The sequence below is a fragment of the Maribacter forsetii DSM 18668 genome, assembly GCF_000744105.1.
Lineage (GTDB): Bacteria > Bacteroidota > Bacteroidia > Flavobacteriales > Flavobacteriaceae > Maribacter > Maribacter forsetii.
This window is the reverse complement of record NZ_JQLH01000001.1, coordinates 3952297-3976510: the sequence shown is the minus strand read 5'-3', so window position 1 is coordinate 3976510 and position 24214 is coordinate 3952297. Positions and strand designations below refer to the sequence as shown.

Below are 24214 nucleotides of genomic sequence, written 5' to 3'. Positions count from 1 at the left end.
AGAGCACCAAACTTCAACGTAATGTCAAAGTTTAAATGCCCTTTTCCAACTAACAACTTAAATATGCACTTTTAAAAGTTGCCAATAGTTAGAGTAAGTCCTTAACTAGTGACACTTTATATCTTCTATGCTCTCAGTTTTTTAATTTTGGCTAGTGTATCTTTAACCAAAGCTTCTAAACCTGCATAATCTTTATTTGCTAAAATATCTTTACTTATCAATTTTGATCCCATACCAACACAAGTAACTCCGGCATCAAACCAACCTTTAAGGTTGTCTTCATCTGTACTCACCCCACCTGTTGGCATAATGCTAGTCCATGGTTGAGGTCCTTTAATTCCTTTTACAAATCCAGGTCCGTAAAGAGAACCAGGGAATAATTTTACAATCTCACAGCCCATTTCTTCGGCTTTGTTGATTTCGGTCAATGAACCACAACCAGGAGACCATAATACTTTTCTACGGTTACAAACAATTGCAATATCTTCTCTTAAAGAAGGAGTTACAATGAAATTTGCACCAAGAGACATGTAGTAAGAAGCGGCACCGGCATCAGTAATTGATCCTACGCCCATAATCATACCAGGTAGGTTTTTTATTGCGTATTTGTTCAATTCGGAAAATACTTCGAAAGCGAAATCGCCACGAGCTGTAAATTCCATTAAACGCGCACCACCATCATAACAAGCCTGTAAAATCTTTTTACCTAACTCAATGTCTGGGTGATAGAATAAAGGTACCATACCAGATTCCTTCATTACATTCGCTACTTCTATTCTTGAATATTGTGCCATTTGAATTTTTTATTTCTCAGTTAAAATTTTGTTGAAATCGTAGTCTGAAGGATTGTCCACATATTTTTTTGCATCCTCATAATCATCTTCACCTACATAGAATAAATTTTGAAAACATAATTCTGCCAATTCAGAATTGATATTTACCAAACGAGGAGCAATTTTACCGTTCTCATCTTGAATTTCCGATAAGAACAACGGAGTAATTTCACCTCTAGAATTTGCGGTGACCATACAGCCACTCTTGCCTTCATCAAATAATTTTTTTACGCCAAGACCTAAAACCGTACATAACGTAAGGTCAAAACCTATCGGTCTACAGCAGCGTAATTCGTAGCCCAGTTCTACCGGTCTACTTTTAATATCTATACCTAACTCCTTTAATTTCTTTTGAACGAGCATATTAAAAATATGCGCTTTACTAACATTTCCTAACTCTGGGTGTCCATGATCGTCATAAGTGAATTTAATTTCACATTTGTCTAGCTCAGACTCTGGCATATTATGAAAAACACCTTCGCTAATTAGAGCTACACCGTAATGAATATCTTCAATCTTACGTTTGATCATTGAAGAAATGACCATACGAACCACTTTATCAAAAGTGATAGCGGTACGATCAAACATTTCTGGAATGATCATCATAGGATAGTGGCAGCTTGCCGCAATACCAAATGCTAAATGACCTGCAGATCTACCCATGGTAGACATTACGAACCAGTTTTGGCTAGTACGTGCATCTTCATATGTGGTATTACCAATACGTACACCTTCATCCTTTGCAGAATGAAAACCAAAAGTTGGGTTCCTATCCGGTAACGGTAAATCGTTATCAATAGTTTTAGGTACGTGAATGTTAGAAATGGAGATACCCTCTTTCTTTAAGAAACCCGTAATTCTGTTGGCAGTAGAAGCAGTGTCATCACCACCTATACTTACCAACAGTTTTACATTATTATCAATAAAAAGGCTAGTGTTTAGTTTTTCGTTTTTAGGTTTAAAACGGCTCATTATCAATGTTGAGCCACCCCTACTAAAAATCCGGTCAGCATGGAAGAAATCAAATTCCTTGATCTGCGGATTTTCATCGAAAATTCCTTTAAAACCTTCATGCAAACCTAAAACGCGATAATTATCTTTTAAGAAAGCCTTTGCCACGGTACTGATTACGGTATTTATACCAGGTGCAGGTCCGCCACCGCAAAGAATTAAAACAGATTTTTTCGACATTTTTTTATTTTTAGAAGATCTAAAGATGTTTTCTAATTATCTAGCAACTCTACCAGAAGCATCACCACCCATTAGTTTCTCAACTTCAGAAACCGTTACAAGGTTGGCATCACCTTTAATAGTATGTTTTAAACAAGATGCAGCAACTGCAAAGTCAAGAGCATTCTGATCATCTTCTGGGTATTTCAATAATCCGTAGATCAAACCACCCATAAAAGAATCACCACCACCAACACGGTCAACGATATCGGTAATTTGGTATTGACGAGTTTCGTACATTTTAGTACCGTCCCATAATACACCTGCCCATGTGTTGTGCGATGCAGAAATAGAACCTCTTAATGTTGTAATTACCTTTTTAGCTTTAGGGAATTTCTTCATCATCTGCTTACAAACAGATAAGAAAGCTTCCGCTTTAACATCGGCACCATCTTTATGAACATCAAGTCCTTCTGGGTGAATTCCAAAATGCTTTTCAGCATCTTCTTCGTTCCCTAAAATGATGTCACAATATTCAGTTAATCCTGCCATTACTTTTTCTCTGTGAGCATCGTCACAGTATGTCCAAAGTTTAGCTCTATAATTTAAATCTGTAGAGATTGTAATTCCTTTTGCACTAGCAGCTTTAACGGCTTCTAAACAAACATCTGCAGCTCCTTGAGAAATAGCTGGTGTAATACCAGTCCAGTGAAACCATTCAACATCTTCAAAAACAGCATCCCAATCGATCATTCCAGATTCTATTTCTGAAATAGCTGAATGAGCTCTATCGTAAACTACTTTACTACCTCTAGATACCGCTCCGGTTTCTAAGAAATAGATTCCTAAACGATTACCACCGTAAACAATTTTATCTACGCCAACGCCTCTTTTACGCATTTCCATCATTGCACATTCTCCAATATCATTTTTTGGTAAACGTGTTACGAAATCTACAGGAACACCGTAGTTAGCTAAAGATACAGCTACGTTAGATTCTCCACCTCCGTAAACTACATCGAAATTGTTAGCTTGAGAAAATCTTAAAAATCCTTGTGGTGCTAAACGAAGCATAATTTCACCGAATGTTACTACTTTTTTCATGTTGTTTTATAAGTTTTATAAGTACTGATTTTAAATTTGTTTAATCGATTAACCACTTTAGGTAAAAAATAACCAAAACAGACATTTTTTGTTAAAGCTAATTAAAGTCTTACTTTTGGTTAATCGATTAAACAAATATATTCAAACTAATTGAATAAAAAAAGAACAACTTTAAAAGACATTGCAAATGTTTTGAATATTTCGACTGCGGCTGTTTCAAAAGCTTTAAATGATGATGCGCGTATAAGTGTAAAAACTAAGAAAGCCGTAAAACAGGTAGCAAAAGAATTAAATTATCAACCTAATCATTTGGCAAGTGCCTTAAGGAAAGGGAAAAGTAAGTTAGTAGGTTTAATTGTGCCTAGAACTAATAGTAATTTCTTTTCTTCTGTTGTAGAGAATATGGAAGAGGTTCTTAATAAAGCCGGATACAATATTATAATAACCCAGTCTAACGAGTCTTTTGAAAAGGAATGTGATAATATAGATACACTATTGTATTTACAGGTTGATGGTATTATCGCATCCATGGCAAATGAAACAGTTGATTTATCTTTCTATGAAAAAATAAAGTCTAACGGAATTCCTTTAATTCTTTTTGATAGGGGGGAGAACGATTTAAATGTTGATTATATAGGGATCAATGATTATGAAAGTAGTCATATGATTATAGAGCATTTGATAGCGCAAGGTTGTAAACGAATAGCCCATATAGGCGGTTACCGGAGAACACGAATATTTAATAACAGAATACGAGGTTATATAGATGCAATTAAAAAGCACAACCTACCACATGATGATGAATTGCTTATTGAAAGTAGTCTGACATTAGAAAATGGGAGACATCAAATAGAAAAATTATTGGCGTTAAGAAATAGACCCGATGCAGTTTATGTAGCAAGTGATTATGCTGCGTTGGGAGCATTGCAGGTTTTGAAAGAGAGAAATATTAAAGTGCCGGAGGAAATAAAACTAGTAGGTTTTGGTAATGAACCCTTTACTTCTTTGGTAACACCTTCAATTACAAGTATAAGTCAACACAGTAAGCAAATAGGAAAATTGGCCGCAGAAACTTTTTTGGGTTATGTTGATAATGAGGTGATACGTCAATCTTTGAATAAGATAATTCTAGATTCGGAATTAATTGTACGAGATTCCTCTAAATAGAAAAAGCGTTATTGTGAATTTACAATAACGCTTTTCTATAAAGTATGAACAATTATTAGATACCTAAAGCTTGACCACCACCAATTTGTACAGTTTCGGCAGTAATGAAAGCAGCATCTTTGCTAGCTAAGAAAGAAACAACACCAGCAACATCTTCTGGCTGACCTAATCTACCTAACATAATGTTATTTGCCCAAGAAGCGAAAACTTCTGGTTTTGTAGCTTTAATTTGAGCATGGAAAGGAGTGTCAATAGTACCTGGAGATACTGCATTTGCTCTAATACCATATTCAGCTAAATCTTTTGCTAATGCCCTAGTTAACGCATGAACTCCTGCTTTAGAAGTACCGTAGATACCAGCACCTGGTCCACCAGCTGTCCATCCAGCGTTAGATGTATAGTTAATTATAGAAGGGTGGTCACCTTTTTTAAGGTAAGGTATTGCAGCTCTAGAAGCAAAGAAAGCTGAATCTAAGTTCAAAGCCATTACACCTCTATAGAATTCAGTAGTCATTTCTTCGAAACGAGATCTACCACCTAGACCACCTGCATTATTTATAAGTGTATCTATTTTACCATACTTCTCACCAATAGCTTTTATGTTTTTAGCCACTGCTTCTTCATTGGTAACATCAAATCCTAAGTACTCAGCAGTAATACCTTCTGCAGTAAGTTCTTTAATTCTTTCGGCACCAGCTGCGTCATCTATACCATTTAAGATAACGGTGTAACCATCTTGTCCTAATCTTTTAGCAACTGCAAATCCGATTCCTCCAGTTGCTCCTGTAATTACTGCTACTTTTCCTTCTGTACTCATGTTATAATTTATTTAATCTATTCTTAATTCAGTTTATTTATTTCCATTTAACGGTTCAATTTTACCGCATAATAACCAGATACTTGCTAACGCAATAATTGCCATTGTTGCACCTATTACAAATGCAGGTGTATAATTTCCGCCAGAAGTTAACCAGGGCACTAAATAGATTAATGCTGCAGCTGTTAATTTAGCGGCCATTCCTGCTATACCTGATAAAGTTCCAATTGTTTTTCCTCCAAAGAAATCACTAGGTAACGTTTGAACATTACCAATTGCGGTTTGAAAACCAAATAGTATTAGTGCCATAATTAGTACGGCTCCGGTTGGTCCACCAGGGTTGGCCATGGCTAACAAACTTGGTAACATAATCAGGCAACCTATAGTAATTATTATTTTTCTAGTTTTATCAACCGTCCATCCCGCTTTTAAACGATTTTGGGCAAATAACCCACCAAACCAAGCACCTAGCATTGCACCTACGTAGGGAACCCAACCATAGATACCAATAGTTTTTACGTCCATTCCATAAACTTCGTTTAGGTAAATTGGAATCCATACTACAAATAACCACCAGATAGGGTCAATAGCTGCTGAGGCAATGATTACTCCCCAACTTTGTTTATGCTTTAATAGTTTACCAGTGTCTGGGTTATACCCATCATCTGGAGTACCGTCGTTATCTATATCTTGATTTTGTTGACCTGTTAAGATATAGTTTCGTTCTTCATCTGAAATCCATGGATGTTTTTTCGGTGGCGCTTTTACTAATATTAACCAAGGTATTAACCATAATAATCCTAGGGCACCAACTATAATGAATATCATTTGCCAACTAAAATAAACGGTCATGAATGCGATAGCAGGTATTGCAATAATACCACCTATGGCAGCACCAGAATTAAATAAACCCTGTGCAAATGCGCGTTCTTCTGTTGGAAACCATTCTGCGTTTGCTTTTGCAGCTCCCGGCCAGTTACCAGCTTCTGCAATTCCTAATATTGTTCTAAAGAAGCCAAAGCTTAAAACACCTTGAGCTAATGCATGAAGTGCGGTGGCAATAGACCACACACCAATTGAAATGGCAAAACCAATTCGTGTGCCGACCCAGTCTAGAATTTTACCGAAAATAGCTTGTCCGAATGCGTAGGCAAACATGAAAACTACAGATATAGTGGCAAATATTTCTTTACGTTCATCATTAGTACTTTCTGGAAATAAATCTTCTGCAATATCTGGCCAAAGAACTCCAATGGACTGACGATCGATGTAATTGATAATTGTTGCTATTGCGATTAAAGCTATAACCCACCATCTTAATCCTTTAATTTTCATAATTCTTTGCTTTTTGGTCTTGTATGTTGATGAAAAAAAGAGTCTTTGATTCTTTAAATAATCTAAAAACTTTTGTTTTCACTGGTTGGTTAATAGAGATATACGTGTATCTCTTATATATTGTAACAATATTTATAAAGCTCATTAAAATGTACTTTCATCATTTCTTTGGCTTTTTGAGTATTCTGTTCCTTTATAGCATTAAATATGTCTTGATGCTCTTTAATTCTTTTTGGACCTTGATTCTTGTCACAAACATGATACTTTTCAAAGTTGTTGATAATTTCAGGTGTAATAATCAGCATCATTCTATTAATGGTGCTATTTCTACATGCCTGAGCAATTGCTAAATGAAAAAGCAAGTCTTCTTGAACGGCATCTTCATTGTTCAGTACTTTTACTTTGTATGATTCTAATGCCGCTTCTATTTTTTCTAAATCGTCATTAGTTCTACGTTTTGCGGCTAATCTTACTGTTTTAAGCTCTAGTAGAATTCTTGTTTCAACCAATGATTTAAAATCTGGGTCTTCTAAAGCAAGAATGTCATCAATCATACCATTCATAGCTACTAAACCAATATCTGCTACAAAAGTTCCACTTTGTGGTTTTGATTTTAATATGCCGTAAAATTCAAGTTTCTGAATTGTTTCTCGAACATTTCCTCTACTCACTTCAAAACGTTCAGACAACATACGTTCTGAAGGTAATTTATCACCAGGTTCAAGATTTTTATTATTTATTAAATCTCTTATTTTAGCAATGATATCATTGTGAAGTTGCTGGTGGTCGTTTTTAGTTAAAATCTCTAGCTTCATATATCACATTTCATTGTTATAGAAAAAATTGGTTAACCAGATTGGTTTATCAAATTTATGAAAATAAATGTGTTATCAAATTTTTCATGAGATTAATGTCAAAAACTTCGTTCAAATTATAAAGAAAGATGGGCTGGCTCTCTCAAAAAAGCCAGCCATCTTAAAAAACTAACTCAAACAACTTTCTTTATATATTTTTAATACCCTGGGTTTTGTGTTAGGTTAGGGTTTCTTTCTAATTCATCTTCAGGTAATGGTAGTAAATAATCATCTTCAGAGAAAAATGGTTTTTCACCTTCTAATCCAGAGGCTCCAAATACTTCGTTTCCAATTTTTCTTCTAGCAATGTCATACCATCTTATTCCTTCGAACGCGAATTCTAGTCTTCTTTCTTCTAAAATATCATCTACTGTAATAGTTCCTGATAAATCTGCAGGTACTGCACTTGGCTCAACTGTTACTGGAACACCTGCACCAGTTTGAGTTTCACCACCCATTCTAGCTCTTGCTCTAACTTGGTTGACATAGTTTAATGCAGTTGCATTATCTCCTAATTCTACAGCAGCTTCAGCAGCAATCAATAATACTTCAGCATAACGTATCATAGAATAGTTATGGCTAGTTGCTCTTGCGTTTGCACGAGCAAATGGTCCAGGAAAACGTGTGTATTTTGCAACGTAAGGATTGTTTTTAGCAAATTCATGACCACTAATGTCAAATTGCGTGTAATCAACAACTGTACCTCCAATAGATACTTCGTCATCCATACTTACAGCTCTTCTATAATCATCGGCATCCCAAGTAGTATAGACTTCTAACGTTGGTACAGCTACAGACCAGCCACCACCTAAGTTTCTGTCATCACCTCTAATACCTGTCATTGGGGCAGTTTGATCATAAGCGTTGTCATCAGCTTCAAAATTGTTATAATCTAAAGCGAATATTGGCTCTAAAGATGCATCAATTTCGTTTGCGTTAAATAAATTTTGGAAGTTTGATTCTAAAGCTAAGTTATACGTACCAGCGTTATCGATAACTTCTTGAGCTTCAGTAAATGCATTTTGATACTCACCCATTGTTAAATAAACTAAAGAAAGGTAAGAACTAGCTGCAGCTTTAGAAGGTATTGCTCTAGAGGCAACTGTATTTGGTAACCAAGTTTTAGCATACTCTAAATCTGAAATTATGTTTGCATAAACCTCAGCAGTAGGAGTTCTTGTGATTGCTGCAGAAGCATCAATATCTACAATAGGTTCTTCAATGTAAGGTACATCTCCAAATAATCTAACTAAATGAAAGTAATAAAATGCTCTGGCAAAATAAGCTTGTGCCGTAATTGGATTTTTAATTTCATCAGCAACATCTACGTTTTCGGCACCTGCTATTGCATTATTTGCAGCAGCAATTCCTTGGTATGTACGTGGCCAGAATTCACTTATCATACCATTACTGGCAAGTGTAGTAAATTCATTCATCTCAACTCTTCTTGTTTCATTAGAGGCAAGACTTACCATATCTGAACGCAGCATTAATGCAATAGAAAGCTTTCTGCCCCATATTTTCTCATTGATGGCATGTGTTAGTGCCCCATCTACTGCTGTTTGAATATTTGCAGTAGTTTCAAAGAAACCTTCTGCTGACAATATACCTACAGGTTCTTCTTCTAGATCTGAACAACCCATTATTGATAAACCTATCAATAACAGTAATAATTTATATGTTTTCATTTTGTTTTCTTTTAAATTAAATTTTTTCTTAAAACTTTAAGTTAAGGCTCATGTTTACAGTTCTTACCGTTGGGTAGTTACCAAAATCAAAACCTTGTGCTGTATTGGCAGAAGTATTGTTGTCTCCACCAGAACCAAAGTAGTTTACTTCTGGGTCTAAGCCAGAGTAGTCTGTAATGGTAATTAAGTTCTGTGCACTTAATCCAATTCTAAGGTTATCCAAACCTAATTTCTCAGTAATATCAGAAGGAACGTTATAGCCAATTGCAATGTTCTTTAATCTAATGTAGCTACCATCTTCAACAAAACGAGAAGAAATTTCTCTGTTACTGTTATTACCTACACGTGGAGCATCAGTATCTGTATTAGTTGGCGTCCATGCATTGTTATAATAGTCTGTAGTCGTATTAGCGTCTCCGTTTGTTAACTGAACGTTTGTTAAATTGAAAATGTCACCCCCTTGAGAACCTTGGAAGAAAATACTTAAGTCTAAGTTCTTATATGAAAAGTTATTTGTAAAACCCCAAGTGAAATCTGGATTTGGGTTACCAATAGTTGTTCTATCACCTTCTGTAATATCACCGCTACCATCTATATCTGCAAATAATGGGTCACCTGCAACGCCGCCGGATAAAGTAGCCGTCCCTGCTGGTAAAGCTCCACCTTGGTAAACACCAGCGTAGTCATATCCCCAGAATAATCCAACTTCTTCACCTACCCTTAATACATAACTTCTGTCATGGCTAAAGTAACTTGGTGTAGCATCGAAAAATAAATCAGCATCGTTAACTAAACTTACAACTTCGTTTTTGTTGAAAGCCATGTTAAAATCTGTTGTCCATCTAAAATTTTCTTTAACAATGTTTTTAGTGCTCAAAGCAACTTCAAAACCTCTGTTGTTAATTTCACCAACGTTTGATAGAATATTGTCACCTGAGAAACCTGCATATTCAGGGATACTGTTGTTCGTTAAAATCAAATCTTTAGTATCAATGTTGTAGTAATCTAGAGAAAGTGTAATTCTATTATTTACAAACCCTAAATCGATACCAAAGTTAGATTGGTAAGATGATTCCCATTTCAAATTTGGATTTTCTGATTGTTCTGGAGTAACAGCACTAACAGTTTGTCCATTGCTAGAAGCATAAATGGTTTCTAGTCTTGATAAAGATTGGTATGCGCTAATAGATGGGTTACCAGTTACACCGTAACTTGCTCTCAGCTTTAAGTTAGAAATAGCTTTGCTGTCCTGTAAGAATTTTTCGTTAGATACTTTCCATCCTAATGCTGCAGAAGGGAATAGAGCGTACTTTTCATTAGCTGCGAAGTTAGAAGCACCATCTCTTCTTAATGTAGCTGTAAGTAAGTATTTATCATCCCAGTCATAGTTAAGTCTACCAAATTGAGATTGTATTTCAATTTCAGATCTAGAAGAATCTGGTTGCAAAATATTTGTTGCCGATCCTAAACCATAAAAAGAAAATCCATCAGAAATAAAACCTGTAGCTTCAGAGAAGAAATTTTCTGCAACTGTCTTTTGGTAAGAGTAACCACCTAATAAAGTTAAGTTACCTTTTCCTAATTCTGTAGTGTATGTTAAGTAGTTTTCACTTAATACACTAGTTTCTTTATCAATATCAACGATAGCTCTACCGCTTTCTCCACCTGCTGTTTGTGTTAAAAGAGATGGTAAGTAAATACCTCTAGTTTGGTTTTCTGTACTTAAACCAAAAGTACTTTTAAAAGTAAGACCTTTTAAAATTTCGTAGTTAGCATAAAAGTTTGCTCTAAAGTTATCAGTTGTTGTTTCGTCAATTCTTTCAGTTGCAACAGCAAATGGGTTGTCTACAGGGTCACCCACAGTGTTACCGAATGTATAAGAACCATCTTCGTTAAAAACAGCTTGATCTGGAGCGTATCTTAATGCTAATGTAATTACATCATCACCACCTGCAGAAACAGAACCGTTTGATTGAGTTGCAGAACCATTTTTAACACCTCTACTCCCAAAAAGGTTCATTCCTAACTTTAATTTATCTGTTACTTGCGCGTCAATGTTAGATAAGAACGTTAATCTTTCAAAATCAGAACCTGTAATTATACCCTCTTGTTTAAAGTAGTTGGTAGAAGCATAAAAATTAATTTTATCGCTACCACCAGAAACCGAAACTTGGTTATTGGATGTACTTCCAGATCTATAGATCAAGTCTTGCCAATCTGTATTTGCCGGTCCTTGAGAATAAGGAGTAGTAACACCATTATTAGCTCTAATTTGATTTTGATAATCGGCAAATTCATTAGCATTCAATAAATCTAATCTGTTAGATATATTTTGAATGGCGTATGTAGTATTAGCTTCTATAGATATTTTCCCACTTCTACCTTTTTTAGTAGTTACAAGTATAACACCATTTGATCCTCTTGATCCATAAATAGCAGTAGCTGATGCATCTTTCAAAACTTCCATAGACTCAATATCATTGGCTTGTGGCATAGATGCTCCAACAAAACCATCTACAACTACAAGTGGAGAACTACTTGCGTTAATTGAAGTGTTACCTCTAATGGTTATACTGATGGGAGCACCTGGCTCGCCACCGTTGTTAGACTGCACAACAACACCGGCTGCACGTCCTTGTAATGCTTGTTCTGCATTTAAAACAGGATATGCGTTTAATTCCTCAGATTTTACAGAAGAAACAGACCCGGTAATGTCACTTTTTTTCTGAGAACCGTAACCAACAACAACAACCTCTTCAAGTTGGCTTGCATCTTCAGCAAGAACAATGTCTAAAGTTTGTTGTCCATTAATAGTTACGGATTTCTTAGCGTAACCAATGTAAGAGAATTCTAATACATCTCCATTTTTAACGGTAATAGAATAATTACCATCAAAATCTGTTGATGTACCTGTCGTTGTATTTTGGATAACAACATTTGCACCGGGTACAGGCATACTCGTCTCATCGGTAACTGTACCGGTCAGGTTATACCCGTCTTGTGCGAATAATGATATGTTGAGTAACAATACCATTATTAATACTAATTTTGTTTTTAAATTCATTTGTAGTCTTGTTATGTTAATTTAAGTTCGACTTGTTAAAGTCTGATTAAAGCATTTTAAAATGAAAATTGAATTGAGTTTCATTTTACATCTGCTAGGGCTTCTTTAATTTCTACTACTTGCTTTTGAAGAAAACACTAACAGTAAATAGTTCATTTTTTTTAATCGCATCCTTATTTCAAATAAGAAATGATAATGTAAATGTGTTAATCTAAATTTTCAGTCATTGAATTGAATTAAAATTAAGTTCGATGTTAATTTGAGTTTAAATATTTTGGTTTTCCAAACTGGTTATCCAATTTGGTTTACCAAATATATGTTATTTAATCGTTAAAAAAAGAGAAATTTACATTTTAACAACTTTTGCTGTGCTGAAATTTTTCAAATCTGCTTTTAACCCTGTGTAATATTGAGGATATGGTATTTAATTAACAAATGGGGGCTTTTTTGAATCAATACTTTTTATAGCTAATTATGCTTTCTTTTCGTCAAAAAACTGTATTTAAATTCCTAAATTTGAGCGGTTTTCCTCTCTAAATTTTCAATTATTTTTGGATTTGTAGAAGTAAGTGTGAATTCAATTTTTTGATATTCAATAACTTCTGATGATTTTAATTGATTGTAAACACAGTATTATGAATAACAGTTTTGAACAATACGCATATATTCCTTTAAAGCAATTTTCTAACCGAGTTTGGCGTACTTATGAAGGAGGTGCACTTATAGATAGATGGAAAAAAGATATTCCAGAAGTTGATGGTAGTATGCCAGAAGAGTGGATAATGTCTACTGTGACAGCTAGAGGAAACGGAAGACCCGAAAATGAAGGACTTTCTCTAGTAGAGACTCCTTCCGGCACTCATTCTCTAAAAGAATTAGTAGATTCTAACAAAGAACTTTATCTAGGTAAGTCATTGGCAGATAAATTTGGCGCCACTGGGGTGTTGATTAAAATGCTTGACTCTAAAGAACGACTTACAATACAGGTACATCCAGATAAAGATTACGCCAAGACCATGTTGAATTCGGCTTTTGGAAAAACTGAATCATGGTATGTTTTAAATAAGCGTGAAATAAATGGAGAGAAAAGTGTCATTTATATGGGCTTCAAAGAAGGGGTTACAAGAGCACAATGGGAAACTCTCTTTGTAAATCAGGATATTGAGGGTATGCTTAATAGTCTTCACAAGATAGAAGTGAACCCTGGTGATGCATATATGATATATGGCGGTGTGCCACATGCAATTGGTAGTGGGTGCTTTTTAATGGAAGTTCAAGAACCTACTGATTATACTATGCGTGTAGAGAAAGTTACTCCTGCAGGATTAACGATTTCTGATGAATTAATACACCAAGGGGTAGGGGAGCAAAATATGCTAGATTGTTTTCATTATGATGGCTGTTCCCATGAAGAAGCAATAAAAAGATGGAAGGTTTCCCCTAAAACTATAGATTCTTCTGATACGCATACATTGAATACCATATTTAACGAAACCCATACGGATTGTTTTGGGCTAAGTGAACTAGATTTAAATAGTTCATATACGATTAAGGCAAATGGAAGTTTTTTCGTTGCGGTTATTTACTTTGGAGAAGGTACTATCGTATGTGGTGGTAAAGAGTATAGCTTTGCACAAGGTGATGAAATATTCTTTTCTGCAGCAATAGACGAAGTGAAATTTACATCTACCGTAGCATCCAAGATTTTGTTATGTTATCCTCCAAGTTAAGAGATTAATTTTCAATCCAAACATGATAAAAAAAGGGCAAACAAATATTAAGTTATTTGTTTGCCCTTTTTTATTGCAATCTAATTTATTTCTTTAAATGTGATCCTAAAGGAAATCAATAAATCCGTTTAAAGCAACATACAGCATATAACAGTTAAAAATAAAAGTGGCTCCCAATGCTAAATTCATACCAATGCCAATTTTATGTTCTTTCATAATACGCTCCTTATTTAAAAGAATGAGTAGAAACAGTGTAATCAATGGCATTACAAACGGGCTTAATGCTTGTGACGCAATTAATATCCAAACTGGTTTTCCTCCTAGTATTGGAACAATCAAACCAGATAGAGCTACCAAAACTACAATTAGTTTATACAGCGGTTTTTTCATGTCGCGCTCCGTACCTGTGTAATCGGCCACCAGCCAAGGAAATAACAATAGGTTGGGAAAAATTGAAGATAAACCTGCGCCAATAATTCCTAATGTAAAAAGGGTTAGAGCAAAATCGCCTGCCCATGGTCCCAATGCGTGCATCATATCAGTAGCGTCTTCAACAGGTGCTCCTTTAAAGTATAGCGTACCTGTTGCACTGATCATTATGGCAAGACTTATAAAAAAAGTCATTACCATAGAAGACATCGCATCTTTGTTTTCAGTTTTTAAATCTTTTAGTCCCCAGTTTTGCTCTTGAACAAGAATGCTTCGAGATGCTAAACAAACACCTGCCATAGTAGTACCTACTATACCGGCAATTACCAAGCCGTTGTTATCGCCTTTAGGTAATTCAGGAAAAAATTCGGTAATGGAAGTGCCTGCTTCTTTAACCACCATAAAGCTTGTTATAATAAAAGCTAATGCCATAAAGCCAACCATGATACTCATGGCTTTTATGAAATTTTCGTGTTTACCGGTCCAAAAAAGTCCAATAAGTAAGGCTATGAAAAAAATGGAAACTACAGGTTTGTTAAGAAATGAAATGGAGGTTTTTACTGAAATCCATTCCATTGTTACTTCTGCAACTACGCCCATAACGCCAATACAAGAAGAAACTATGGAGACGAGTAATGCAGTAATAATAAAAATAGTGAGCGGTTTACCAAATGTTTTTTTGAAATTGAACATCAGGGTATTTCCGGAAACGATGGTCAATTTACTAATAGATACCAATAAGAAGTAGGTGAAAAAACAAGAAAGCAGTAGCGCCCATGAAAGGCTAAGACCATATTTAGCACCAGAAACTACCATTGAGGTGACACTACCGGTACCTACAACGTAACCAATAATAAAAAATGCTGGACCAAAATCCTTGAGACGTTTTTTAAATTTTCCTGAAAAGGACATATTTTCTGTTGTCATAAGTATTGGTTCAGCATTTAATATGTTATAAAATAGTACTTCAAAAAATCTATTTAAAGTTACTTTTAGTGGCTTTAAATAGATTAGGTCTTATTCTTTATCTCCAAAATAAGATGGACCCACACCACTTAAGAAATCTTCTCTGACAGGGCTAAAAGTATCAATAAGTTCCCCTTCTTCTAGGCAAACAGCACTATGTAATAAATTTGGTTCAATATAAACTCCGTCACCTGCTTCTACTATTTGCTTCTCACCATCAATTACAAATTCGAATTTTCCTGAAACGCAATAGGTAGCTTGTGTGTGAAAATGTTGATGAGGAGCACCTAATGCTCCTTTGTCAAATTTTACTCTAACCATCATAATTTGGTTGTCATAGCCTAAGAACTTTCTTGAAACTCCTCCTCCAAGCACTTCCCATTCCATGTCTTTTGTAATGACGTATTTTTCACTGAATCTTTTCATAATTTTTTATTCTTTAATATTTATTTAAAATAATAAGAACCAGACCATTCATAATTCTCATTGTTGATTTTTAACGTATGTTTTGCCTCCTTTGAAGCATTGGTATTTGCTATTATAAACAGTTTAGTAGTACCTTGAACAGTTGTAATTGAAATAGCAGTATAGTCTACAATGTCTAAAACTATTTTTAATGCTGAGATTGAACTATTGGAATTAACAGCTGATTCTGAAACCGGGCTATAGCTTCCATGCGCTTCTATAGTTGAGACAAATAGTGTGTTATTTGTATCTTTTCTACGGATAATAAAACCAGCTTCTCTTCTTAAATTAAACTCAGGGTCATTGGCACCAATTCTTACAAATCTTAACTCGTCATCTTTTGAGGTTGCCGATGTTAAGGTATAGAACTTCCCTTTTTCTAGCCAACTTAATTTTGTGTTTTCTTCTGTTGTGCTTCCGCAACCTTCTGACCATAAATGTTGATAACCGTTGTCGCTACCTAATGGCTCCAGTGTTTTAGGGACTTCATATTCAAAATTTGTTTTCAATACTTGACCCATAAAATAAAAGGGTAGATCATATTGGTTTGTACTATCAGATTTAACTTTTAGAATATCAAGCATAAAAGGCTTTTCAAATTCACCATCTTTAATGATAGCCATAGTTCTGTGCATTTCAGTTCCAGGATATGCGTTAGATTCTTTGGCACTTACTAATTGTATATTGGCTTTAGAATCATCAAAAATATATAAAGTAGGGTTGTGCTTGCTGCCAATATCATATTTGCCTTGGTAGTGAGATTTCTCATTTTGCACAAGAGTATTATGGGCAATGGTTTGCTTTGCCCAGGTTTTATTTTCTTTCAGATAATTACCGCCACCTTTTTGTTCAATATTTACAAAACGTGCAAGACCGTAATCTTGCAATACTTCATCACCATTTTCGTAGTAAGAGTAGGATAGCTTATCATAGTGCCCATGGCTTGATCCTTGTGCCGCATATTTAAAAACAAGTTCTAAGTCATCACTTCGTAAAATACCCACACCACCTTGTTTTCCGTTAGGTCCATCAGATAAATTAATTGATTTTTTCGCGAATGGTTCTGCTTTGCCATTTTTAACTCCTAGCGCAACAGCTAAGCCTGAATCATCTAATAAGACTTTGTTTTGTTTTTCTGCAATACTTAATAATCCTGGGTCTTGATTTCCGTAATAATAAGAGATGTCTACCGCTGTTACTAAAGCATCAGTATAATAAGACATTCCTTTTTGCCCGTCGTTAAGGGGAAAGAAATCTCCATCTGCATCAGATAAATTTAAAAGAGCATTGATAGATTTTAAAAGAACACCGTCTTTGTATTCAAAGATTTTTAATTCAGGTTTTACATTGTGTAGACCTTCTGCGAAAATTAAAAAAGGATACATGGCATAACGCTGGTAGTATGGACCCTCATTATAATACCCATCAGGAGAAAAAGGTTCTTCAATATTTGCTAAGAATCCGGCTTTGCCTTCTTTATTTATAAAGCCGCCATCATCGTCTTTAGCAGTTTTGTCCATCTCTAAATTTGGAATACCATATAATGCACGATCGATTAATTCTTTATCGTTCATTACTAAACCAATCATACCAACAGCTGCATTACCCCATGTACTATGGTTGTGTACCCTTTGGTAAAACTGCGGACTATCAACTGAAATGTGATCCGCGAATGGTTTAAAAAGATTTTTCTCTAGTTTTTTTCTTTCAGCTGCACTTAGGTAATTATAAATGCAATCATAAGCTTGGCTGACGTAAACCAACCAGTTAGAGTCGTTTAAACATTGCCAAAATAATTTACCTCTAGCATAAGATCTTGTTTTAGGGTGTAAGGGTAATGTTTTGTACATTCCTTCATATTGCAAAAGCATGTCTTTTACATACTTTGCATATTTCTCATCCTCTAAAATTTGATATAGCACGCCTGCTTGTTGCATAACGACCATGTTTCGTTTGTGACGAACATGAGTATAGCCACCAGAATAATCTTTCGGGATAGGTGTGTCTATGCCTAGAGCAATTTCCGCATCAATCTCTGCTTTTAACTTTTGTAAAGAGGCATCAAATAAAGGAACAGAACCTAATTCTGCCCTTATTTTTTCAACTCCTTTTTTGGTTAGAATAAGGCTAGGGTGTTCTTGTGCAGCTGCGCTGAACGTTATTAAAATAGCGCAAATAAAAATTTGCAATGTTGTTAAGTATTTGATCATGCTTGTTATTCGTTTTTTAATAGCCCTAAGTCTTTACCGTCAGTACCTTTTCCCTTTAATGGAGAATCTGAAGGTAATGCGTAGTTGGTATCCTTGGTAAATTCAGGAACAAGTTCCCATTGATTTTCAACTTGGTATTTCTGATCGCCTGTGACCATAAGTTTTTCTGAATTATTTAAGGCATTATTAAGAACTTTTACAATTGGCTCACCCACTACCAGATGCATGTTAATGGCTTTACTATCTTTAAAAATATTATTTTTAATAGCTGTTTCTTGAACTCCATATAATGATATGCTAGCATCATATTTATTTTTAGAACCGTAGCCAACATGGTCAAATATATTATGCTCCATTTCTAAAAACGGACCAAAGGTACTTTCATCCTTACCACCTCTATACAATCTTAAGGCTGCACCTTGTAAATCGTTTATGGCATTATTCTTCATTATAAAGTACTCTACATTATAGGCACCTATATCATCTGTTTCTTTGTCTAAGGCCGCAATGCTACCAGAAATATTTTTGAAGTTTGAGTTTTGTATGCTTATGGTGTCAGCAAAAGTACCTTTAGAAACGCGCAGCACATCAAAAGAATGATTAACGACCATATCTTTAAATTCACATCTGTCAATGAACAATTTATAATTATCGATCATAGATTTTTTGCTAGTACTAATTACAGAGTTACCTGCGTAATCTGGAGATTTGGTGCCATCAAAAGTGATATTTTCTAAAGAAAGACTACCTCCGTTTTCAATTTCAAAAGCCATCATTCTTTCAAATAAGATGGTCGCTTTTTCTTTGCCAAGAGTTTTAAAGGTTAGCGGATGGTTAATTTTTACCGCTTTGGTCAGTAAATAAGTTCCGCCATCTTCAAGAATGATGATATCACCAGGTTTTGTTTCTTTTACTTTATCGTATAAGGTATTGATACCAGCAGCTACGTTAATAGTATTACCAGAATTTAACGCAACCGTATTATCTGCTTTAGAATACCAAGTTGTACCAGTATTCTCTTTAGTTGCGATTTTAGGGCTAATAACAACTTTGGTTTTAATCTTATTAGAGGTAGGAATCGGAAATCCGTTTTTGTCTTTTACCAATTTAATCTTGGCGTTCTTAAAACCCTCCTTAATAGTAGTTTCTGAATTTTCGCCAAGAATATTGTTCTTGAAAGTAATACCGCTAATATCATCATCAATAGTAAACACATCTTTTTTGGTATCGTTGTAAATGATATTATCTGAAAATTCTGAAGTTCTTGGTGCCTGACTTCTTTCTGCATCACTACCTGCACCAAAAAGAATATTATCGCAGTTTACAAAAGTGTTGCTATTTACTTTAGAATCTATAACCGGTACATATCTATTTGGTGGTGAATTAGGTACGCCGTTCATCATTACAAAGGCACCTCTAAAACGATATCCCGTTAAGCCAACATGGTAGTTGTTTATTACCGTTTGTGTTTCATTTATGACACGAATACCGCCAGTACTTGGTTTGTTATTACCAATGAATACATTGCCGTCAACCAATGTTTCGTTACCATGGCGCATGGTCAATGTACCTGTACATTCAAAAAATGTATTGTATTTAAAAGTGTTGTTACAAGACTTGTTTGAGATGATTTCGTGTTCACCATTGGTTCTGTCAAAGTAGTTAGATTCCACTAAGGTGTTCGATTTTTCTAATGCGTGATGACTAGTGCCAATTCTTAAAGTTTCTCCACCATTGTTTCCGTATGTAGGTCTTGGTCCAAAATAGTTATGGTCTATTTGGTGGTTGTTGGCTCTACTATCTTCGGCATCCAAACCAACGATCATGGTAACTCCTAAATTCTTTTTACCTGCAATATGGTTATGGTCAATTCGGTTGTTTTTTCCGTAAATGGTTATCCAATAATCTTGTACTTGGCGTTCAGGATTATTGAAGTTATCGATTACACATTCGGTAAGGCGAGAATTATTAGCCATTTGTTCCCTGCTTTTTCTAAAAGAAATAACAGCGTTGGTAGGAGTGTACCCATTTTTAAAAACAAGACCTTTGACAATTAAGTGATCACCTGCAATTCTAAGATTAGAAGCTCCGGATAAAATCACTTTTCCCTTTTCTTCTGCTATTAGTGTGATAGGTTTTTCTGCCGTACCATTCGCTTCAAACAGAAGTTCAGAATCCATCCAAACACCATTGGCAAGAACGATGCTGTCACCAGGCTGCACTTTCTGAAGCACTTCTGTAAACTCTGCTACATTTTTTACAATATGTGTTTGCTGTGGTTTGGTGAATGAATATGCTAGGCATATAAAAACAGATAAGAATAGAAGGTGGTATCGTCTCATAAGTCAAAATTGGTTAACCAAATTGGTTGACCAAAAATAAGGATATTTGTAAGACTGGCAAATATTTAACATAATAAGGCGGCTTTTTTTTGGTAATCATTAATTATATAACTACATAATTAGTGAATCCATAAAAAAGGTAAAACGGCTAAATGTCAACTTACAGGGTGCACATATATAGTAATTATGAAATACATACCCCTTCATTTTTAGGTATTTAGTAATAAGATTTAAGATATAAATTCATCTATTAATCTAGTATTTTCCGTATGGAACTCTCAACAGACGTATACTTTTTAAAAGGAAGAAAGCCAATAGAAAAAGTTTGCGGGCTGTTCAGGTGTTTAGTTGTAGATTTTCCATTTTGCCTTCCAAAACCTAGTACGGTCATATCTGGTCTTTGTACATAATTATCTGGATGTTCGTCATCTTTATGATGCAGCATATAGAGCATGAGCGGTGAATTTTCATCACCAAATGCCATCCATTCGGGTGAAGGTAAATCACCGTTAAACGATTCTGTAATAGCGTGTTTTTTATTGTCTATGGAAGCATACCAAAAATCCGAATCATCCATTTGTCCACCAGGTACCCCTTCATATTGAATCCAATAGTTGTAGCCTGGACTAATTTTGGTCATGGTGAAATCACACCTATCTAAATAAAAATCCCATTGCCCTTCCCATTGCTTATTATCTGAAGTAAACGTAATACGAATGTGATCATCTGTTTGAAGCTTCACAACAGAATTAGAATTATCCGTACCTGCGTTCATGGCATGAAAGTAGCTTCCGTCTTGCTTATGAATTGCATTAGGAAAGCCTCTGTATTCCCCTTTATGGCGAGAGCCTTCTTTGTTGTGAAAACCAATCCAGTCAACACCGTTTTTGTCGATCATGCTTGATAGACCACCGCCTTCCTTCTCTAGATAATATGTTGCCCGTGGTGTAGAAATAATATAAGAAGGACCGCCACCAGCAGATTCATCGATGCCATGAGATAGTTGAAGCTTTTTTTCCGTACAACTGTTTAATGCTAGTAAAAGCAAAAATAGAAGCGATAACTGTTTGCGTTGTATGGTCATTAAGTTTTTTATGAAGTATTACATGTTTTTTGAAACTGCGCTGCGTTTTAATAAAAAGCCTAGACAAGCTATAATCAATGCGCAAGTGGCAAACATAATTCGCCCCCAAAACGGATTTGGTATCAAAGCCATAAGTAAAATACCTAAGCTCATGACCATAACCATATTGCCTAGTTTTATTCTTTGTTGACGGTCTACCTCATCTTGTAGGTCATCTGCAATTACAGGAGTTTCTAAATCTTTGAAAAAACTGTCTGTGGCAACTTTATTTTTGTCATTTTCCTCTTTGTAAAATAAGGTGGTTGCCCAGAAAAATCCTGCGGTAATAAAAACATGACCGGCAATGGTCAAAATTATGTTCATGTCAATAATTTCTCGCCTGGTAAGGGATTCTATGCCGAATATGGATACAAAATCTTCTGCAGTAAATATATTGGCAATGAAGTAAGACACAAATAATCCTACCACGATTGTGGCCCATGGTGCCCATTGTGGCGTTCTTTTTAAAACGATTGCTAAAAGTAACGGTATCATCATTGGCATCTGTATCATTGTTGATACTGACATCATAAGCTCAAATAAGCTAAGTTCTTTTAGAGAGGCAAAATAAAGTGCAGCTAAAATAACACCTATACCACTAATGAAACTTACAACTTGGCTAATACGTAACAGTTTTTTGTCTTCGGTCTGCTTGTTTCTCTTCGCCAAAAACGGTTGGTAGATACTTCTAATAAAGATACCCGCATTTTTGTTCAACGCAGAGTCCATTGAAGACATTGAAGCTGCAAATAGGGCGGCCATTAATAAGCCTACCGTACCAATGGGCATTGCATTTCTAGCAAATACCAAATAAACGGCATCTGCTGCTTTGTTCCCTAGTTGGGAATAATTGGTAGCTGCATCAGGATAAAGTGTAGCTGCAGCCCAAGGCGGAATAAACCAAATGATAGTTCCAACTCCCATTAGCGTCATTGCTAGCAAAGAAGCCTTACGTGCGTTAAAAGAATCTTTTGCATTTAAAAACCGAAATGAATCATGAAGATTCATCATCGTTATAATTTGTTTTGGTAAAAAAAAGATAAAGGTTCCGATTAAAATTAACGGATAGTTCATATTTGGACCTATAAAGAAGCCGCCTGGAAAATTATTTACCAATTCCGTAGGACCGCCTATTTTTACTAATGCAACAACTGCACATGCAATAGACACCACGGCAACCACCAAGGTTTGCACAAAGTCGGAAGCTACAACTCCCCAAGCTCCAGATAATACGGATACAAAAAGTACGGTGAGCCCAATTGCTACGATAGTCAATGAAATATCAGCATCAAAAACAGCACTTGTAAAGACTCCTAGTGCATTTAGCCAAACGCCGGCATTCAAGAAAGAAAATACAATTAACGCCCATGAAAAGAAAGTTTCGTTTTTAGGTCCAAAACGATTTTTTATTGCTTCTGTAGGGGTATCTACCCTCATTTGCCTAAATCTGTGGGCAAAGAAAGCCCAGCCACAAAAGAAAGCAAATGTATTGCCAATATATACGGCGCTAATTGCAAAGCCATCAGCAAAAGCCTTACCAGCGGCACCCGTAAAAGTAACTGCTGAAAATTGTGCCATAAATGCAGTTGAACCTACCATCCACCATAGCATTCTACCACCACCACGAAAATAATCACTTGTAGATTTGCTGGCCATTCGCGAAAAGACAACACCTATGACAAGTATTAGAACAAAATAAAGGGCAATTACTAGGTAGTCATAAAACATGGTTTTCTTATTTATTGTAAATGACGAACATCTGTCCAGTTGTCATTTGTTCTAATAATATCAATAAGTCTTTGGTAAAGACTACCTTCTTTAAAAGATTGATAATAGGTGAAAGGTTCACCTTTAATATCTTTAACAAACTCTCTTGCTAAATACTGCCAATTACGTTCAGTATCTCCTTCGACTTTTGGTTGGTCGTCAATTATTTCTTGCGGTAAAGAGAGTTCTTTCCAAGTTTTATTTTCGTCCCAAATATATAATGGACCCATACCGTAGTGACCCTTAATGTAAATGGCGCCTTTTGTACCGTAGAACACAATATGGTCTTCATTGAACCTAGGGTTTAGTCCGCCATGTTTAAACAGAACAGAAACGGGTTTTTCGGCTATATTGCTTTCTAGCTTAGCCAGTACGGTGTATGACCATTCTACGTTACTTTCGCCCCATTTTAACGATGGGTCGTTAAGATCTTTAGGGATATGATCGCGTCTAGTTTTAAAATTATGTACCCCTTCAACAATGGGCGCTTTTCCTAAATCATCACGAACTTCGCCAAAAATGGACAGTATGTTTTCGCCAATTACAGAAGTTGCAATAGACATCATGTGGGTAAAGTTATTATTCAATCTTCCGCCACCATCTTCTTTACGGTGAGACCAACCAAAGGGTATGTCTCGCTCAAGATTAAAATGCGATATAAATTCGGCTTCTACCGGTTCGCCAATACTGCCGTTTGCCACTAATTGCTTTGCATAAATAACACATGGCATATACCTAAAGCTAGAAGCAAATGCAGTTTTTATATTTTTCTTTTTTGCCAGTTCGTATAGTTCCAATGCTGACTCACCGGTATCCGTTAATGGTTTATCACTGAATACATGACAACCAAATTCAATAGCTTGTTTAATGGTTTTGTAATGTGCCCCGCCTGGTGTTGCAATAGAAACAATATCTGGTTTACAGTCATTTAATGCTTGTTGCCAATCTGTTCCAGAATACGGGATATTCATTTTTTTTGCTACATCACTTACCACATTTGGTGTTCTACCAACAATACCAACAACCTCGGTACCAACAGCTCTAAAGGCATCTGTATGCCCTTGACCGGCAAAACCGGTTCCTGAAATCAATACTTTTAATTTTTTGTCCATCTGTAGCCTTATTAACTATTTATTGTTTATCGGATAAT

Annotated in this window: 17 protein-coding genes; 2 read left to right on the top strand and 15 right to left on the bottom strand. The window is 35.5% G+C overall.

Annotated features, from left to right (window positions below):
* Positions 1–125: 125 nt before the first annotated feature.
* The 3 genes from P177_RS16875 to P177_RS16865 are packed head-to-tail and all read right to left on the bottom strand — an operon-like array spanning position 126 to position 3107.
* Complete coding sequence (locus P177_RS16875) at positions 126–794, bottom strand: bifunctional 4-hydroxy-2-oxoglutarate aldolase/2-dehydro-3-deoxy-phosphogluconate aldolase (RefSeq protein ID WP_036156644.1); 669 nt, start codon at positions 792–794, stop codon at positions 126–128.
* Between the two features lie 9 nt (positions 795–803).
* Positions 804–2024, bottom strand: a complete 1221-nt coding sequence (locus tag P177_RS16870; RefSeq protein ID WP_036156642.1) for a 6-phosphofructokinase — start codon at positions 2022–2024, stop codon at positions 804–806.
* A gap of 36 nt (positions 2025–2060) precedes the next feature.
* Positions 2061–3107: a sugar kinase gene (locus tag P177_RS16865; RefSeq protein WP_036156640.1), complete on the bottom strand. Its 1047-nt coding sequence runs from the start codon at positions 3105–3107 to the stop codon at positions 2061–2063.
* A gap of 150 nt (positions 3108–3257) precedes the next feature.
* Between P177_RS16865 and P177_RS16860 the strand changes: the two genes are divergently transcribed.
* Positions 3258–4274: a LacI family DNA-binding transcriptional regulator gene (locus P177_RS16860; protein ID WP_036156638.1), complete on the top strand. Its 1017-nt coding sequence runs from the start codon at positions 3258–3260 to the stop codon at positions 4272–4274.
* Between the two features lie 55 nt (positions 4275–4329).
* On the opposite strand, the gene P177_RS16855 is transcribed toward P177_RS16860, so the two are convergent.
* The 5 genes from P177_RS16855 to P177_RS16835 all read right to left on the bottom strand — a co-directional run bounded on the left by P177_RS16855 (position 4330) and on the right by P177_RS16835 (position 12032).
* On the bottom strand, positions 4330–5091 hold the full coding sequence (locus P177_RS16855) for an SDR family NAD(P)-dependent oxidoreductase (RefSeq protein WP_036156637.1): 762 nt from the start codon (positions 5089–5091) through the stop codon (positions 4330–4332).
* Between the two features lie 33 nt (positions 5092–5124).
* Complete coding sequence (locus tag P177_RS16850; RefSeq protein ID WP_036156635.1) at positions 5125–6426, bottom strand: MFS transporter; 1302 nt, start codon at positions 6424–6426, stop codon at positions 5125–5127.
* A gap of 113 nt (positions 6427–6539) precedes the next feature.
* On the bottom strand, positions 6540–7241 hold the full coding sequence (locus P177_RS16845) for a FadR/GntR family transcriptional regulator (RefSeq protein ID WP_036156633.1): 702 nt from the start codon (positions 7239–7241) through the stop codon (positions 6540–6542).
* A gap of 197 nt (positions 7242–7438) precedes the next feature.
* Positions 7439–8968: a RagB/SusD family nutrient uptake outer membrane protein gene (locus P177_RS16840; RefSeq protein ID WP_051941897.1), complete on the bottom strand. Its 1530-nt coding sequence runs from the start codon at positions 8966–8968 to the stop codon at positions 7439–7441.
* Positions 8969–8996: 28 nt separating this feature from the next.
* Positions 8997–12032: a SusC/RagA family TonB-linked outer membrane protein gene (locus P177_RS16835; protein WP_036156632.1), complete on the bottom strand. Its 3036-nt coding sequence runs from the start codon at positions 12030–12032 to the stop codon at positions 8997–8999.
* A gap of 635 nt (positions 12033–12667) precedes the next feature.
* On the opposite strand from P177_RS16835, the gene P177_RS19535 reads away from it, so the two are divergent.
* Complete coding sequence (locus P177_RS19535) at positions 12668–13762, top strand: type I phosphomannose isomerase catalytic subunit (RefSeq protein ID WP_167333125.1); 1095 nt, start codon at positions 12668–12670, stop codon at positions 13760–13762.
* 105 nt (positions 13763–13867) lie between these two features.
* Here the strand turns inward: P177_RS19535 and P177_RS16825 are convergent, their stop codons facing one another.
* The 7 genes from P177_RS16825 to P177_RS16795 form a co-directional block, all read right to left on the bottom strand.
* Positions 13868–15118: an Nramp family divalent metal transporter gene (locus P177_RS16825; RefSeq protein WP_051941895.1), complete on the bottom strand. Its 1251-nt coding sequence runs from the start codon at positions 15116–15118 to the stop codon at positions 13868–13870.
* A 90-nt stretch (positions 15119–15208) separates the two neighbouring features.
* Complete coding sequence (locus P177_RS16820; RefSeq protein WP_036156630.1) at positions 15209–15583, bottom strand: cupin domain-containing protein; 375 nt, start codon at positions 15581–15583, stop codon at positions 15209–15211.
* Between the two features lie 20 nt (positions 15584–15603).
* A complete protein-coding gene (locus P177_RS16815; RefSeq protein ID WP_036156628.1) occupies positions 15604–17832 on the bottom strand; it encodes an alginate lyase family protein in 2229 nt (742 codons plus the stop codon).
* A gap of 5 nt (positions 17833–17837) precedes the next feature.
* Positions 17838–20174, bottom strand: coding sequence for a chondroitinase-B domain-containing protein (locus P177_RS16810; protein ID WP_036156626.1), 2337 nt, complete (start codon positions 20172–20174; stop codon positions 17838–17840).
* Between the two features lie 250 nt (positions 20175–20424).
* Positions 20425–21258: a hypothetical protein gene (locus tag P177_RS16805; protein WP_036156622.1), complete on the bottom strand. Its 834-nt coding sequence runs from the start codon at positions 21256–21258 to the stop codon at positions 20425–20427.
* Positions 21259–21276: 18 nt separating this feature from the next.
* Positions 21277–22953 carry a sodium:solute symporter family transporter gene (locus P177_RS16800; RefSeq protein ID WP_209435199.1) on the bottom strand — a complete coding sequence of 559 codons (1677 nt, stop codon included), beginning with the start codon at positions 22951–22953 and terminating at the stop codon, positions 21277–21279.
* 83 nt (positions 22954–23036) lie between these two features.
* Positions 23037–24176: a Gfo/Idh/MocA family protein gene (locus P177_RS16795; RefSeq protein WP_036156618.1), complete on the bottom strand. Its 1140-nt coding sequence runs from the start codon at positions 24174–24176 to the stop codon at positions 23037–23039.
* Positions 24177–24214 lie beyond the last annotated feature (38 nt).

Excerpts from the sequence above, each read along its gene's own strand:
- P177_RS16815 (WP_036156628.1), bottom strand. The coding sequence starts at position 17,832 with ATGATCAAATACTTAACAACATTGCAAATTTTTATTTGCGCTATTTTA.
- P177_RS16855 (WP_036156637.1), bottom strand. The coding sequence starts at position 5,091 with ATGAGTACAGAAGGAAAAGTAGCAGTAATTACAGGAGCAACTGGAGGA.
- P177_RS16845 (WP_036156633.1), bottom strand. The coding sequence starts at position 7,241 with ATGAAGCTAGAGATTTTAACTAAAAACGACCACCAGCAACTTCACAAT.
- P177_RS19535 (WP_167333125.1), top strand. The coding sequence starts at position 12,668 with ATGAATAACAGTTTTGAACAATACGCATATATTCCTTTAAAGCAATTT.
- P177_RS16875 (WP_036156644.1), bottom strand. The coding sequence starts at position 794 with ATGGCACAATATTCAAGAATAGAAGTAGCGAATGTAATGAAGGAATCT.
- P177_RS16825 (WP_051941895.1), bottom strand. The coding sequence starts at position 15,118 with ATGACAACAGAAAATATGTCCTTTTCAGGAAAATTTAAAAAACGTCTC.
- P177_RS16805 (WP_036156622.1), bottom strand. The coding sequence starts at position 21,258 with ATGACCATACAACGCAAACAGTTATCGCTTCTATTTTTGCTTTTACTA.
- P177_RS16810 (WP_036156626.1), bottom strand. The coding sequence starts at position 20,174 with ATGAGACGATACCACCTTCTATTCTTATCTGTTTTTATATGCCTAGCA.
- P177_RS16795 (WP_036156618.1), bottom strand. The coding sequence starts at position 24,176 with ATGGACAAAAAATTAAAAGTATTGATTTCAGGAACCGGTTTTGCCGGT.
- P177_RS16865 (WP_036156640.1), bottom strand. The coding sequence starts at position 3,107 with ATGAAAAAAGTAGTAACATTCGGTGAAATTATGCTTCGTTTAGCACCA.
- P177_RS16850 (WP_036156635.1), bottom strand. The coding sequence starts at position 6,426 with ATGAAAATTAAAGGATTAAGATGGTGGGTTATAGCTTTAATCGCAATA.
- P177_RS16835 (WP_036156632.1), bottom strand. The coding sequence starts at position 12,032 with ATGAATTTAAAAACAAAATTAGTATTAATAATGGTATTGTTACTCAAC.
- P177_RS16840 (WP_051941897.1), bottom strand. The coding sequence starts at position 8,968 with ATGAAAACATATAAATTATTACTGTTATTGATAGGTTTATCAATAATG.
- P177_RS16820 (WP_036156630.1), bottom strand. The coding sequence starts at position 15,583 with ATGAAAAGATTCAGTGAAAAATACGTCATTACAAAAGACATGGAATGG.
- P177_RS16800 (WP_209435199.1), bottom strand. The coding sequence starts at position 22,953 with ATGGCCAGCAAATCTACAAGTGATTATTTTCGTGGTGGTGGTAGAATG.
- P177_RS16870 (WP_036156642.1), bottom strand. The coding sequence starts at position 2,024 with ATGTCGAAAAAATCTGTTTTAATTCTTTGCGGTGGCGGACCTGCACCT.